General features: G+C 63.2%; 14 protein-coding genes. 12 read left to right on the forward strand and 2 right to left on the reverse strand.

Going from position 1 to position 14,792, the window contains the following annotated elements; genetic code table 11:
• The first annotated feature begins 4 nt into the window (after positions 1-4).
• Genes A7X77_RS15015 through A7X77_RS15030 form a run of 4 tightly spaced genes read left to right on the forward strand, consistent with a single transcriptional unit; the run spans position 5 to position 3,534 of the window.
• The gene (locus A7X77_RS15015) at positions 5-1,033 is read left to right on the forward strand and encodes an ABC transporter permease (protein ID WP_064683670.1); all 1,029 of its coding nucleotides are present in this window, start codon (positions 5-7) and stop codon (positions 1,031-1,033) included.
• Positions 1,030-1,932, forward strand: coding sequence for an ABC transporter permease (locus A7X77_RS15020; protein WP_064683671.1), 903 nt, complete (start codon positions 1,030-1,032; stop codon positions 1,930-1,932). The genes A7X77_RS15015 and A7X77_RS15020 overlap by 4 nt, the downstream gene beginning before the upstream one ends.
• A gap of 16 nt (positions 1,933-1,948) precedes the next feature.
• A complete protein-coding gene (locus A7X77_RS15025; RefSeq protein ID WP_064683748.1) occupies positions 1,949-2,794 on the forward strand; it encodes an ABC transporter ATP-binding protein in 846 nt (281 codons plus the stop codon).
• Positions 2,791-3,534: an ABC transporter ATP-binding protein gene (locus A7X77_RS15030; RefSeq protein WP_064683672.1), complete on the forward strand. Its 744-nt coding sequence runs from the start codon at positions 2,791-2,793 to the stop codon at positions 3,532-3,534. The genes A7X77_RS15025 and A7X77_RS15030 overlap by 4 nt, the downstream gene beginning before the upstream one ends.
• 214 nt (positions 3,535-3,748) lie before the next feature.
• Here the strand turns inward: A7X77_RS15030 and A7X77_RS15035 are convergent, their stop codons facing one another.
• A complete protein-coding gene (locus A7X77_RS15035) occupies positions 3,749-4,804 on the reverse strand; it encodes a LacI family DNA-binding transcriptional regulator (RefSeq protein WP_064683673.1) in 1,056 nt (351 codons plus the stop codon).
• A gap of 186 nt (positions 4,805-4,990) precedes the next feature.
• Here A7X77_RS15035 and A7X77_RS15040 point away from each other — a divergent pair, with 186 nt between their 5' ends.
• From A7X77_RS15040 to A7X77_RS15060, 5 genes are all read left to right on the forward strand, one after another.
• Positions 4,991-7,513 (forward strand): hypothetical protein, encoded by a 2,523-nt coding sequence (locus A7X77_RS15040; RefSeq protein ID WP_064683674.1) that lies wholly within the window; start codon positions 4,991-4,993, stop codon positions 7,511-7,513.
• A gap of 65 nt (positions 7,514-7,578) precedes the next feature.
• Positions 7,579-8,838 (forward strand): ABC transporter substrate-binding protein, encoded by a 1,260-nt coding sequence (locus A7X77_RS15045; RefSeq protein ID WP_064683675.1) that lies wholly within the window; start codon positions 7,579-7,581, stop codon positions 8,836-8,838.
• Between the two features lie 11 nt (positions 8,839-8,849).
• Positions 8,850-9,887 (forward strand): carbohydrate ABC transporter permease, encoded by a 1,038-nt coding sequence (locus tag A7X77_RS15050; protein ID WP_064683676.1) that lies wholly within the window; start codon positions 8,850-8,852, stop codon positions 9,885-9,887.
• Positions 9,884-10,936, forward strand: a complete 1,053-nt coding sequence (locus A7X77_RS15055) for a carbohydrate ABC transporter permease (protein WP_064683677.1) — start codon at positions 9,884-9,886, stop codon at positions 10,934-10,936. Before A7X77_RS15050 ends, A7X77_RS15055 begins: the two co-directional genes overlap by 4 nt.
• 18 nt (positions 10,937-10,954) lie before the next feature.
• Positions 10,955-12,034, forward strand: coding sequence for an ABC transporter ATP-binding protein (locus tag A7X77_RS15060; RefSeq protein ID WP_064683678.1), 1,080 nt, complete (start codon positions 10,955-10,957; stop codon positions 12,032-12,034).
• Positions 12,035-12,091: 57 nt separating this feature from the next.
• Here A7X77_RS15060 and A7X77_RS32365 read toward each other — a convergent pair whose 3' ends face one another.
• A complete protein-coding gene (locus A7X77_RS32365) occupies positions 12,092-12,274 on the reverse strand; it encodes a hypothetical protein (RefSeq protein WP_082928814.1) in 183 nt (60 codons plus the stop codon).
• A 376-nt stretch (positions 12,275-12,650) separates the two neighbouring features.
• On the opposite strand from A7X77_RS32365, the gene A7X77_RS15070 reads away from it, so the two are divergent.
• The 3 genes from A7X77_RS15070 to A7X77_RS15080 all read left to right on the forward strand — a co-directional run bounded on the left by A7X77_RS15070 (position 12,651) and on the right by A7X77_RS15080 (position 14,791).
• Positions 12,651-12,860, forward strand: a complete 210-nt coding sequence (locus tag A7X77_RS15070) for a hypothetical protein (RefSeq protein ID WP_064683680.1) — start codon at positions 12,651-12,653, stop codon at positions 12,858-12,860.
• Positions 12,861-12,868: 8 nt separating this feature from the next.
• Positions 12,869-13,243, forward strand: a complete 375-nt coding sequence (locus A7X77_RS15075; RefSeq protein WP_064683681.1) for a GFA family protein — start codon at positions 12,869-12,871, stop codon at positions 13,241-13,243.
• 258 nt (positions 13,244-13,501) lie between these two features.
• Positions 13,502-14,791 (forward strand): efflux RND transporter periplasmic adaptor subunit, encoded by a 1,290-nt coding sequence (locus A7X77_RS15080; RefSeq protein WP_064683682.1) that lies wholly within the window; start codon positions 13,502-13,504, stop codon positions 14,789-14,791.
• The last annotated feature ends 1 nt before the right edge of the window (position 14,792 follow it).

Raw genomic sequence — 14,792 nt, forward strand, 5'->3', positions numbered from 1 at the left:
GATCATGAAGGAACTCTCCGTAGCCGAATTTGGCCGACGCCTGGCGCATCTGCTCGTCAGCCTGTTCATCCTCCTCTGTGTGACCTTCGTGATCGGCCGCGTCCTGCCCACGGATCCCGTCGGCGCAATCGTCGGCGAACTCGCCGATCCCGCCGCCTATGCGGCGATGCGAACGCGCCTGGGGCTTGATCTGCCGATCTATCAGCAGTTCTTCCTCTATCTGAACGGGCTCGCCCATGGTGATTTCGGCACGGCTGTGCTCACCGGCAATCCCGTCTCTTCGGACCTCGCTCAGGCCTTTCCCGCGACATTCGAACTTGCGACGCTGGCGGTGATCATTTCGACCTTCGTCGGCGTGCCGCTCGGCCTGGTCGCAGCGCTGTTTCGCGACAGCCTGATCGACAAGATCGTCCGGGTTGTCGCCCTCGTTGGTCATTCGATCCCGGTTTTCTGGTTCGGCATCGTCGGGCTCGTGATTTTCTACGCCGGGCTGAACTGGGTCGGCGGGCCGGGCAGGGTGGACGTGTTCTATGAGGGGCTGGTCACCCCGCAGACCGGCCTGCTGCTGGTCGACAGCCTGCTGCAGGGCGAGACGGAAATCTTCTGGAATGCGCTCGGTCATATCATCCTGCCGGCCTTCATCCTGGCTTACGCCGCCATAGCCTACATCACCCGCATGACCCGCAGCTTCACGCTGGAGCAGCTGAGCCAGGATTATGTCATCGCCGCCCGCGCCAAGGGTGTGAGCCCGACCGGCACGGTGCTGCGCCATGTCCTGCCGAATATCGCAGTGCAGCTGATCACCATCCTTGCCATTTCCTATGGCGGGCTGCTCGAGGGTGCTGTCGTCACCGAGATCGTCTTCTCCTGGCCGGGCATCGGCCAATATATGACGAACGCGCTGATGATCGGCGACATGAACGCCATCGTCGCAGCCACCATCATCGTGGGATTCATCTTCATGTTTTTGAACTTCCTGGCCGACGTCGCCTACGCCGTGCTCGATCCGCGCATGCGGGAGGCGACCCGATGAGCGACGCCGTCCACAGCGAGATCCGGATCCGTCCGCCGAGCATGCCGAGCCGCGTTGCCGCCTCGTTCGGGCGCGCCGGCCGCAAATTGGCCGATGAGCCGCTCGGTCTTGCCGGCTTCGTCATTCTCGGCCTGCTCTGCATCGTCGCGATTTTCGCGCCGCTTCTGGCGCCCTACGATCCGGCCATCCAGTCGCTCGGCGATGCCTTGCAGCCCCCCAGCCTCGCGCATCTCGCCGGCACCGACGAATTCGGCCGCGATATTCTAAGCCGGCTGATCTTCGGCACGCGCATCACCATCCAGACGGTGCTGTCGGTGTCCTTGATCGTCGGGCCGATCGGCCTGCTGATCGGCATCGTCGCTGGTTTCTTCGGCGGCAATACCGATGCCTTGCTGATGCGCGCTACCGATATCGTGCTCTCCTTTCCCTCGCTGATCCTGGCGCTTGCCTTTGCCGCCGCGCTCGGCGCCGGTCTCGGCACGGCGATCATCGCCATCTCGCTCACGGCCTGGCCGCCGATTGCAAGGCTTGCCCGCGCCGAAGCGCTGGTCGTCAGAAATGCCGATTATGTGGTTGCCGCCCGCCTTTACGGCGCTTCGCCGCTGCGCATCCTGCTGCTTTATATCGCGCCCATGTGCATTCCATCGGTGATCGTCCGTCTGACCCTCAACATGGCCGGCATCATCCTGACGGCTGCCTCGCTCGGCTTCCTTGGCCTCGGCGCTCAGCCGCCGGCGCCGGAATGGGGCGCGATGATTTCCAACGGCCGCAAGTTCATGCTCGATTACTGGTGGGTCGCCGTCATGCCCGGTATCGCCATCCTGCTGACGAGCCTTGCCTTCAACATCGCCGGAGATGCTCTGCGCGACATTCTGGATCCCCGCCATGCCAGATCGTGAAATGAAAGATCGTGACATGCAAGATCGTGATCAGCAGCCCGTTCTTTCGGTCAAGGAGTTGAGCGTCCGTTTCGGGCGCGGTGCCGTGCCCGCCGTCTCCAATGTCAGTTTCGACGTCGGGCGCGAACGTGTCGGCATCGTCGGCGAATCCGGATCCGGCAAGTCGACCACCGGTCGCGCCGTCATGCGTCTTCTGCCGCCGGCCGCCATCGTCTCCGCCGAGCGCCTGGATCTTGCCGGCAGTTCGCTGCTTGCAAAGACCGAGCGCCAGATGGGCGCGCTGCGGGGCAAGGACATCGCGCTGATCATGCAGGATCCGCGCTATTCCTTGAATCCGGTGCTGTCGATCGGCAAGCAGATCGCCGAGGCAGCCCGCCTTCACCTCGGCTTGCGCGGCAAGCCGGCGCAGGATGCCGCGCGCGCCATGCTCGAGCGGGTGCGCATCACCGATCCCGAGCGGGTCATGGCGCTTTATCCCCATCAGATCTCGGGCGGTATGGGCCAGCGCGTGATGATCGCCATGATGCTGCTGGCGCGGCCGAAGCTCGTCATCGCCGACGAACCGACCTCGGCGCTCGATGTCAGCGTGCGAAAGGATGTGCTGCTGCTGCTCGATGAATTGGTGCGCGAGAACAATTCGGGCCTGCTTTTGATCAGCCACGATATCCGCATGGTCGCGGCCTTCTGCGAGCGCATCATCGTCATGTATGCCGGCCGGATCGTCGAAACGCTGACCAGCCTTGAAGAGGCCCGTCATCCCTATACGCGTGGGCTGATAGCAGCGCTGCCCGACCCCAAGAATCCGGTTCACAGGCTTGCGGTTCTCGACCGGGCGAAACTCAATCTGGAGGCGGCGCAATGATCGATGTCCGTGATCTCGATGTCGTCTTTTCCTCCGGCAAGAACAGGAATCATGTCGTCAGGGGCATCAGTTTTCAGGTGGGCCAGGGTGAGACGCTCGGCATCGTCGGCGAGTCCGGCTGCGGCAAATCGACGGTGCTGCGCTGCCTCGCCGGCATGGAGGCTGGTTGGACCGGCCAGATCGAGCTTCGCGGCAAGCCGATCGGCAAGAAGCGCTCCCGCGAGGAGCTGACCTCGGCCCAGATGGTGTTTCAGGATCCTTACGGCTCCCTGCATCCCCGCCATCGCATCGGCACCGCGCTCGCCGAGCCGCTGCGCGCCATGCGCCATTCCGACATCTGGTCGAAGGTCGAAAGGGCGTTGATCCAGGTAGGCCTGCCAGCAAGCTTCGCAAACCGTTTCCCGCACGAACTTTCCGGCGGCCAGCGGCAACGCGTAGCGATCGCCCGAGCGCTGATCCTGTCGCCGCCGATCCTGCTGCTCGATGAGCCGACATCGGCGCTCGACGTCTCTGTCCAGGCCGAAATCCTCAACCTGCTTGCCGACCAGCGCGAGGAGAAGGGCCTGACCTATCTGCTCGTCAGCCACGATCTCGCAGTCATCGCCCATATGTGCGACCGGGTGCTGATCATGAAAAACGGCAGCTTCGTCGACGAACTGACCAAGGAGGATCTGCAGGCCGGAACGACGCATGATGACTATGCGCGTGAGCTGTTCGAGGCAAGCTTCATGGAAGCTTGAGATCTCTCGACCGCGCCGCCATCGCTGTGCGGGTCGCGCTGGAGGCTGCCCCTCACCCTAACCCTCTCCCCGTAAACGGGGCGAGGGGAAGTGCCATGCGAGAGGGCGGTATGGGACAGAGAGGTTGCGACATATCCCTTTCGCCCCGCAAGCGGGGAGAAGGTGCCGGCAGACGGATGAGGGGCTGCTCTCGCCAATCTCTGAGCCTCCATCGTCAGCGATCTTCCATTGCGGCATCGACGCGGCGGACAGCCGCCACACTGCCCCTTTCGACGATATGGCAGGCAAGCTCGACGCGCCGGCGCGGCGCGGCAAGGCCGAGCATCATGTCGCGCAGGAGATCGAGCGCGGTGGCGCCGAGTTCGCGCATCGGAATATGCACCGTCGAGAGCGGTGGATTGAGAAAGGCCGATTGCGGCAGGTCGTCGATGCCCATGACGGAGACGTCGTGCGGCACTGCGTATCCCATGGCCTGCAATCCCTGCACGGCGCCATTGGCGAGGCTGTCGCCCGCCGTCAGGACGGCGGTGAAGGAGAGGCCCTTGTCGCGGACGAGGCGGGCGATCGCCTCGGCGCCGAGTTCCGGCAGCCAGTCGTCGACCTCGAGCACCAGCTCGGCATCGGCCGACAGCCCGTGATGCAGCAGAGCGTCGCGCCAGCCCTCCAGGCGTCGCTCGATCGTCCGCCGTCCCGGGCGCAGCATGAAAAGGATCCGTCGATGCCCGGCCCTGATCAGCCGCTCGGCAGCAATGAAGGCGGCCGAGCGGTTGCAGGGCGTCACGCTCGAAAGCCGCATATAGGGATCGTCGGTATTGACCAGCACGACCGGCTTTCCCAAGCCCGCGGCCGCCGCCAGCATATCCTCATCGTCGACGGTCAGGATCAGCATGCCGCCAAAGCCAGGATCGTCGCGCATCTCGGCGATGACGCGGGCTTCGTCCGCCTTGTCGGCGACCGGGCGCATCGCCATCTCGATGCCAAGGGCGGCCGCGCGCGCATTCAGGCCCTCTAGGACGTAGAGAGTGAACTGGTTGCGGACATAGTCGATCATCGCCGCGCCGGAGGCGACGAGCATCACCTTCTTGCCGGCGACACTCGCCGGCAGGGCGTAGCTGACCGCGCTCGCCGTTTCCAGCACCAGCTTGCGGATCTCCGGCCTGACGCCTTTTTCGCCGGCGAGCGCCCGCGACACTGTGCTGATCGATACGCCGCAGCGGGCGGCGATATCGTCTAGGCGTGTGCGCCTCCCTTTTTTCTGCTCCGCGGACATGACATTTCCTCGCTCCCACCCCTTTATGCAAAAATCTTTCACGTTGCGCAAATGGAATGCCTATGCACAATTGCCGCCGAGGAGTCCGTGACACCAGACAGAGCAGGGAGGCTTTGAAGATGCGGCTTGACCGGCATCCATGCGTCGGCATTTTCTCGGAAATCCCAAGACAAGAGCGGATTTGAGATGGCCGCCGAGCAGCAATCCCATCTCCGCCGCAAGACCGTAAACCAGAGCCCGATCATCTACTGGCAGCTCGGCCATCTCTCGCAGGCGCGCTACGACATCGCCGACCGGCCGATGGAAGGCAGGATGGATCCGTTTTTCTTCGTCACCAAGACGAAGAACTTCATCCCGCACGAATATCCGTGCCGCACCGAGTTCAAGGCTTCCTTTTCCGGGCAAAAGCCGCAGCCGACCGCCGAATTCGAACCGGTCCGCTGGTGGCTGCCTTTTGCCTCGCCGCGTGTCGATCTCTCCGGCTTCTGGTTTCGCCCGACACGCATCGGCTGTTGGGCACGTACCTTCCTCGATGCCAGCGCGGCCGGGCCAGCTAACCTCCGCCTGTCGACCTTCGGCGGCGCCATTCTCATCGTCAACGGCCGCGAACAGGGTTTCATGGCGCCTTACGAGCGCAATCTGGAAGCCGAGCAGACCTTCGAGGTCGAGCTTGTCGCCGGCCTCAACGAGATCCGCGTCTATTTCGACGATCTCGCAGAGCGCGACGCCCGCTTCTATTTCCAGCTGGATTATCTCGACGGGCCGGAAGTCGAAACATCACTTCCCGTTCCGATCGCCGCCGATGAGGCCGATGGGCTGGAGGCGATCCTCGAAGGCATGCGCTTCGACCGCACCGCCTATCTCGGCGAGGACGTGACGATCCTGTTTCCCGCGCCGCTGCCGCTGGCGCTGAGCTGCCATGTCGAGATCGAAGGCGACTTCATGTCGACCGAGCGCTTCGACTATGATTTCGCGCTGGAGAAAGGCGCGACCAAGCTGGAACTCGGTACTTCGGCGCGCATGCCCGCCGATTTCCGCCATTTCCGCATCACCTTCAAAACCGGTACGCTGTCCGTCGCCCGCACCCTCGGTGTCGAGATCTGTCATTCCGAACGCCAGGGGCAAGCACCGGCTGCGCTGGCGGACCGCATCGCCGAGGCGCTGGCCGAGGTCGCCGCCCATTCCGAGCCCGATACCGTCTGCGCTTTCGCCCGTCTGGCGCTGGGGCAGGGCGGCGAGGAGACCGAGGCGATGATTTCAGCCATGCTGCCGGTCGTCGAGGATTGTCACGACTGCGCCGATTTCGTGCTCGTGCCGCTGCTCTTTGCCTACACGCGTTGGAGCGATCTTCTGTCACCGGAACTGCGCGCCAGGATCGAGCAGGCGGTTCTCAACTACCGCTACTGGATGGACGAGCCGGGCAACGACGTTCAGTGGTATTTTTCGGAAAACCATGCGCTGCTCTTCCACACCGCCGCCTATCTCGGCGGCAGGCTTTTTCCCGATGCGGTCTTCACACGTTCAGGCCGCACCGGCGCCGAGCAGATGAAGGTCGGCGAAGAGCGGGTCCGCGCCTGGCTCGATCATTTCGAGCGCTGGGAAATGGCCGAGTGGAATTCCGTTCCCTATTTCCCGATCGATCTCAAGGGCCTGACGGCGCTCGCCGCCTGCGCGCCGGATGAGACGATCCGCGCCCGCGCCAATGCCAGCATCGTGCGCCTGATGGAGATCGTCGCCCGCTCCGCCCATCACGGCATGCTGACCGGCAGCCAGGGCCGCTCTTACGAACATACGTTGCGTCCCGGCCGCTCGGTCGAACTGTCAGGTATCGCCCGCCTGCTCTGGGGGCGCGGCTGGTACGGCCGGCGTGTTCACGCGCTGCCACAGCTTGCGGTCTGCATCCGCGACCATGGCCTGCGCTTTCCCGAAGAGCTCGCGGCGATTGCTGCGCACCAGTCCAACGACGCGCAGGAGTGGACCTTCTCCCAGGGTGAAAACCGCTTCGCTGCCCTCTATCATTACAAGACCCGCGACACCGCGCTCGGCACCATCGCCCATTATCGCCCGGGCGCATGGGGCTATCAGGAGACGGTGCTGCATCTGCGCCTCGGCGACCGGCCGGAAGCGCAGATCTGGATCAACCATCCCGGCGAAACCATCCAGTTCGGCTACGGCCGGCCGAGCTTCTGGGGCGGCTGCGGAACGCTTCCGCGCGTACACCAGTATCGCGATCTCGCCATTCTCGATTTCGCCATTCATGAAGGCCAGCCGGATTTCACCCATGCTTGGTTCCCGCTCGAAGCCTTCGATGAAGCGGCGCTCGACGGCAAGCTGGCGCTTGCCCGCTCCGGCGACGGCCTTGCCATGTTGATCGGAAACGGGCCGCTGGTGCCCGTGAAGCAGGGTCCGACCACGGATGTCGAGTTGCGGCTTTCCGGCCGCAACGGCCGCTGGATCGTCCGTCTCTCCGATCTCGGTCGCGAAGGCGGCCTGGACGGCATGCGGGCGCGTTTCGCCGCGCTCTCGGCCCGGCGGGACGGCGAGGGCGCCTTGATCGCCGTCGATCCTGATTATGGCGAGGTCGTCTTCGACGAGAACGGCACGGTGCGCGCCGAAGGCCGCATTCTTCGTCCCTCGGACTGGTCGGTGCGCGGAGAAGCGGTACATCTTGAGATACCAGGCAGGCAGCCTCGGCGCGCCGCTTCATAGACGACATGTCCGGCAGGTGGAGGACCGGCCGGGCAAGGGAATTCATCGGTCAGGAGGAGGAGAAAATGACCAGAATGAAATCGATCGGCGCGGCCTTTGCCGCGGTTCTCTTGAGTTCCGTTGCCGCCCATGCCGGCGACGTGCGCATCATGTGGTATTCCGATGGCGGCGAAGGTGCTGTCATCAAGGACTTGCTGTCACGTTTCTCCAAGGCCAACCCGGATGTCAACGTCATCCTCGACGAAGTCTCCTACGACGTCGTCAAGGAGCAACTGCCGGTGCAGCTCGAAGCCGGGAAGGGGCCCGACATCGCCCGCGTCACCAATCTGAAGGCGCAGGCGCAGCATTGGCTCGATCTTCGTCCCCTCCTTGCCGATGCGAAATACTGGGACGACAATTTCGGCGCTCAGGCTGATTGGATGCGTCCCGACGGCTCGAACGCCATCACCGGCTTCATGACGCAGCTGACGCTGACCGGCGGCTTCGTCAACAAGACGCTGTTCGATCAGGCGGGTGTCGAAATCCCCGGCCCGAAGGCGACCTGGGATGATTGGGCAGCGGCCGCCAAGAAGGTCGCCGACAGCCAGAAGGTCTTCGCCATGGCGATCGACCGCTCCGGCCACCGCGTCTCCGGCCCGAATATCTCCTATGGCGCCAACTACATCGGCGCCGACGGCAAGCCGGCGCCGATCGATCAGGGCGCCAAGGAATTCCTCAGCCGCTTCGTCAAATGGAACGAGGAGGGCATCGTCAACAAGGATGTCTGGGTGAGTGCGGCCGGCACCACCTATCGCGCCGCGGCCGAGGACTTCATCAACGGCGGCCTTGCCTATTATTACTCCGGCAGCTGGCAGATCTCGGCTTTCGCCCAGAAGATCGGCGACAGTTTCGACTGGGTGATGGCGGGGAGCCCGTGCGGCACGGCCGCCTGCACCGGCATGCTCGGCGGTGCCGGTCTGGTCGCCGTCAAATACACCCAGAACCCCAAGGACGTCGCCAAGGTGATGGATTACCTGGCAGGCGCCGACGTGCAGAAGGAATTTGCCGAGCGCAGCCTATTCATTCCGGCGCATAAGGGTGTGGCCGCCGGCCAGATGGACTTCAAGACCGACAATGCGCATGTGCAGGCGGCGCTGAAGGCCTTCGTCGAATCGGCCGGCCAGACGGCCGCACCCGCAGTCAAACTGCCGGGCTGGAAGTGGTCGGACGCCTATTACAGCGCCATCGTCGCCCGCATCAGCCAGGTGATCGCCGGCGAAATGAAGCTCGACGACGCCTATGCCCGCATCGACGAGGACATCAAGGCCAAGGTCGGCGCCAACTGACGGGAAAACGGATGGCGAACGAGACGGTTTCTTCCGTACCACCGGCCAAGGCCGGTCTGCGGCAGGCGCTTCTGGCGCCTGTTCGGCTTGTCATGGGGCTCGTCGACGTGCCGATGCGCGCCTGGCAGAAGCTGACGGGCCTCAACGGCATGGCGGGCGTCTTCCTGGCGCCCAACATGCTGATCTTCACCGTCTTCGTGCTCCTGCCGCTGGTCATCAACTTCATCTATTCGACCACCAGCGGCGGCGCCATTTTCCTGCCGAACAGGACCTATGTCGGCGCCGACCAGTACCGCATTCTCTTCGATTGCGGCTCCTATCTCGATCCCGCGACCTGCGCGGCCGACACCTTCTGGGCGGCGGTGCGCAACACTGCCGTCTTCGTCCTGTTCCAGGTGACGGCGATGCTGATCGCCGCACTTGCAACGGCCTTGATCCTCAACCGCGAGCTTTCCAATCGCGGCTTCTGGCGTGCCGTCTTCTTCTTCCCGGTACTTCTGTCGCCCGTCGTCGTCGGCCTGATCTGGAAGTGGATCCTCCAGCGCGAGGGGTTGTTGAACTATGCGTTGAGCCCCTTCGGCTTCGAACCCTTCTCCTGGCTCAGCGATCGTTTCTGGGCCTTCTTCTTCGCCGTCTTCGTCTCGGTCTGGGCGCATATGGGCTTTTATGCACTGATCCTGCTCGCCGGCCTGCAGGCGATCCCGAAGGATCTCTATGAGGCGGCGGCAATGGACAAGGCGAGCCCCACCCGCATCTTCCGCCGCATCACCCTGCCGTTGCTGATGCCGAACCTCATCGTCGTTCTGGTCCTGGCGCTGATCCGCGCCGTGCAGATCTTCGACGAGGTTTTTGTGCTCACAGGCGGCGGGCCTGGCACCAGCACCATGTACATCACGCAGTATATTTACGAGACCGGCTTTGCGAGTTCGCTGCGCAATCCTGGGCTTGCGTCGGCCGCCTCGATCCTGATGGGCATCGTGCTCGTCATCCTGACGCTGATCCAGCTCGCCGCAAGCAGCCGCAACGAGAAGAAGGGGAAACGCCAATGAGCGCCGTCGGCGCCTTTCTGCTTCGCCGCCGCGGCGGCCGGGGCTGGCACTGGACTGACGTCGTTACCTGGATCTGGCTGATCTCAGGCGTCTTCCTGATGTTCGGCCCGGCCGTCTGGCTGGTCTTCTCCTCCTTTAAGACGCCGGCCGCCCTTGCCGAATTCCCGCCCTCCGTCCTGCCCTATGTCACCGAACAGGTTGTCGTGCCCGGCTATGATAAGCCATTGCCGCTCTATAACGTTGTAATGCCGGATGGCAGCAGCCGCGTGCTTGCTGAAGTCCGTCGCATCGGCATCATGGGCCAGATGGTCGATCCGAAACAGCCGGGTGAAATCGTCAAGGTCAATATCAAGGATCGTACGCCGGTGCGTAAGGTCGAATTCGCCGCCGCCAACTACACCGAGCCGTTCCAGCGCTTCGATTTCTTCCTGTTCCTGCGCAACTCGGTCTTCGTAACCGTGACGGCGACGGCAATCACGCTGCTCGTCAATTCGATGGCCGCCTTCGCCCTGTCGAAATACCAGTTCCCCGGCCGCACCGCCGTCATGCTGATGATCCTGGCGACTCTGATGGTGCCGCTCTCGGTCATCGTCGTGCCGCTCTATTCCGTCATCGGCACGTTGAACCTCTTCGACAGTCTCTGGGGCGTGATCCTGCCGACAGTGGCCACCCCGACCGGGGTCTTCCTGCTCCGGCAATATATGCTCACCATCCCCGACGAGCTGATCGACGCGGCGCGCATGGACAAGGCGAGCGAGTGGCAGATCTATTGGCGCATCATCCTGCCGCTATCGGCGCCGGCGCTCGCGGTGCTGGCGATCTTCTCGGTCGTCTGGCGCTGGAACGACTTCCTCTGGCCGCTGATCGTGCTGTCGCGCAAGGAACTCTATACGCTGCAGGTCGGCCTCAACGTCTATGCCGGCGAGCTCAATGTGCAGTGGCACTATATCCTCGCCATGACCGTTGTCTCGATGATCCCTGTCGTGCTGATCTTCGTCTTCCTGCAGCGCTTCATCACCACGGGCATCGCCGGCTCCGGACTGAAATAAGATGACACAGGAGAGTGCATGAGCGGCCTTGAGCTCAGGAACATCGTCAAGAATTTCGGCTCCGTCGAGGTCATCCGCGATGTCTCGCTTGCCGTCAATGACGGCGAGTTCGTCGCCTTCGTCGGCCCGTCCGGCTGCGGGAAATCGACGCTGCTGCGCCTGATCGCCGGCCTCGACAAGCCCACAGGCGGCAGCATCGCCATCGACGGCAAGGATGTGACGGCGATTGGCGCCGCCGATCGCGGCCTTGCCATGGTGTTCCAGTCCTATGCGCTCTATCCGCATATGAGCGTGCGGGAAAATCTGGCTTTCGGTCTCGAGAATACCAAAGTGGCGAAGCCCGAGATCGAAGCGCGCATCACCGACGCCGCCCGAATGCTGGAGATCGAACCTTTCCTGCAGCGCCGCCCCGGCCAGCTCTCCGGTGGTCAGCGCCAGCGCGTCGCAATCGGCCGCGCCATTGTCCGTCGCCCGGATGCCTTCCTGCTCGACGAGCCGCTGTCCAATCTCGACGCCGAGCTCAGGGTCAGCATGCGCGCCGAACTCGCCGCCCTTCATGCGCGGCTGAAGGCGACGATGATCTACGTCACCCACGACCAGGTCGAGGCGATGACCCTTGCAAACCGCATCGTCGTACTCAGAGGCGGCAGGATCGAACAGGTGGGAACACCGCTGGAACTCTATAACAAGCCGGCCAACCGCTTCGTCGCCGGCTTCATCGGCGCGCCGCACATGAATTTCCTGGAAGGCTCGATCATCGGCCACGAAAACGGTTTTGCCGAGGTCGAAACCGTCGGCGGCCATCGTCTTTCGGTCATTGCCGCGGAGACCCGCCCGGCGGGCGAGAGGGTCAGCATCGGCATCCGTCCGCAGCACATCACCCTGGCCGATGCGGCCGCCGCAGGCCGGCTGGACACACGCGTCACTCTTGTCGAGGAACTGGGGTCCGAAACCGTCGTCCACACCGATGCATCAGGCAAGAAACTGATCGCGGTCTTCGCCGGTCAGCAGCAGATGAAATCCGGCGACAGCCTGCCGCTCCATCTCGATCCCGCCGTGCTACACCTCTTCGGCGAGGATGGCCGGCGCCTGTCTTGAGCTGAAAAAGCCCGCGCCGAAATGGAGGCGCGGGCTGAATTTTCATATCAGGACAGCTTAATGGCTGTTCTTGTGGCCTTGTTGACCAGCCTTTACATGCTGTTCATGGCTGCCGCCGCGGGATCCGCTGGACTGCGCGTCGCGGCCACCGGAAGAGGCGTTGCGGGTATTGGAGTCGTTCTTGTGACTCTGCTGCCCGGCCTTGACGTGCTGTTCGTGGGTTCCACCTTGGTTTGCCATTTGGTTTCTCCTTGGTTGCGAACTGAGGCCACGTCGACCTCGTGTTGACAACCGCGCTCCGGCGCGTGCGTTCCGCATTTTAATATTTCGTGATGTCGCCGGAGAACGCGATGAGGCGGCGGACCGGGCGGGTAGGGAGCTCGTCTGCCATTTCGTCGGCCATCGGGAGAAAGCGGAAAAATCCAGATGTTCTCCAGCACCGCCGCGTCCGCTTGGCGCGGCCCGCAACCTCGCTTTGAAAACCGCGTATTGGCGAAAAGGTTCCCGCAAAATCAGCCGCATTCCTTTCGCTTCACCCTCCCGATACGGCCCGTCGACTCTTTCCAAATCGAAGGGCCGCTCTAGCTTAAAAGGGACCCGATGAAAGGAGGAAATCATGACCGACGCACCGAAAATGGCGACCCCGGCGCGAAGAGTTCTGCGTGGCCGCCCCTACAGCTTCAGCGAATTCGCCAGGAAATACCGGTTGGACGACAAGGAGGCCAAGCGTCTCTATGAGAAGTTCGGCCCCTCCGCCACCGAACTCGATCTGTTGATGGCGGCAAAGCGGCGCCCGCCGGGCCTGCCCACCAGTCTCGATTCCTGACGGTCGCGATGCGGAGGCGAAGCGGAAGCTGCCTTTGCGGGGCGGTCGTCTATAGCGTCGAAGGCGAGCCGCTCCGCGTCGGCCTCTGTCATTGCGCCGATTGCCGCAAATCGAGCGGTTCCGCCTTCGTCTTCTTCGCGGTCTGGCCGCGCGGCGCCTTTTCGCACAGTGGCGAGATCTCAACCTATGCCGGCCGCAGTTTCTGCCCCGCCTGCGGCGGCAGGCTGTTCTGCCTGCAGGAGGAGGCGGTGGAAATCCGTCTCGGTTCGCTCGACAGTCCACCGACAGACCTTGGGCCGGATCATGAACTCTGGATCAAGCGGCGCGAAACCTGGCTGCGTGAGTTGCCCGGCGCGAGGCAATATGCCGAAGACGCCGATTGACAGGCGCTGAAGCGTACCGTTTTCTGATTGCTTACCAGGCCTCAGCCGTTGTTTCTCCGCATCTCGTGATTTCAAGCGGCTGCCCATTTTTGGGCGATAAGCTCTGTCGCGGCGAAAAACTTGACTTTTCTTACCAATATTTCATTTCACCCGTCCGCAATTCCGTGCCAGTTCGGCGGCAACGCTAATTCCAGGTTCATCTGCAGTGTGATTAGTTCATTGCAGGGCCGAGGCGGCCACTGACTGATCGAGGATGACATGAACAACGTGAGCGGCAACGAAACCGGAGCAAAGACGGGCCCGACGCCCGACCTCGCAGCGGTTCTTGCCGCATCGGGAAAGCGGGACAAGCGCAGCCGCTGGCGCGGACGCCTGATCATCCTGCTGATCCTCGCCGCTGCCGCCGCGGCTGCCGCTTATTTCTACGCCGGCAGCGGGCAAAGCGAAGTGAACTACACGACGCAGCCGGCAAAACGCGGGGACCTAACGGTGCTCGTCACCGCCACCGGATCGGTGCAGCCGACCGAGCAGGTGGATATATCGAGCGAACTTTCCGGCACCGTTCGCGACGTCAATGTCGATTACAACAGCACGATCAAGGCGGGCGATGTGTTGGCGCAGCTCGATACCAACAAGCTCGAGGCGGATGTGAAGAGTTCGCGCGCCAAGGTCAATTCGGCCAAGGCGAACGTCGCCAAGGCCAATGCCGATCTCGAATCGGCAAGCACTTCGCTCGAGCGGCTGAAGAGCCTGGTCAGGAGCAATGTCTCCACCCAGCAGAGCCTCGACGATGCCACCTACAAATATGATTCCGCCGTCGCCGCCAAACAGATTAACGAAGCCGAGGTGCTCGCCTCGGAAGCCGACCTGCAGCTTGCCGAGGTCAATCTCGCCAAGGCGAAGATCATCTCGCCGATCGATGGCGTCATCCTCACCCGCTCGGTCAATCCCGGCGCCACCGTCGCAGCCTCGCTTTCGGCGCCGATCCTCTTCACCATCGCCGGCGATCTGAAGAAGATGGAGCTGCAGGTCGATGTCGACGAGGCCGATGTCGGCAAGATCGCCGTCGGCCAGAAGGCCAAATTTACGGTGGACGCCTATCCCGACCGTTCTTTCCCCGCCGAGATCGAACAAATCCGCTTCGCCTCGGAGGTGGTCAATAACGTCGTCACCTATAAGGCGGTTCTCTCGGTCGACAATGCCGACCTGCTGCTGCGCCCCGGCATGACGGCGACCGCCGACATCACCGTCGAGGGCGTCAAGGATACGCTGATGGTGCCGAATGCGGCGTTGCGTTATGCGCCGCCGCAGGCTGAACGGCGCGGCCGCGGCATTCTGGGAATTTTCGGCCCGCCACGCCGGCGCGGCGGTAGTTCGGCCCAGGCATTGACGGGAACGGAGCGCCGCGTCTGGGTGCTGCGCGACGGCCGCTCCACGCCCGTCGTCATCCAGGTCGGCTCGTCCGACGGCCAGTTCACCCAGGTGGTCTCCGGCGAAATCAAGGAAAACGATGCGCTGGTGACCGACGCTGCGGTGCGGACGAACTAGG

Source organism: Rhizobium bangladeshense (genome assembly GCF_001662075.1).
GTDB lineage: Bacteria > Pseudomonadota > Alphaproteobacteria > Rhizobiales > Rhizobiaceae > Rhizobium > Rhizobium bangladeshense_B.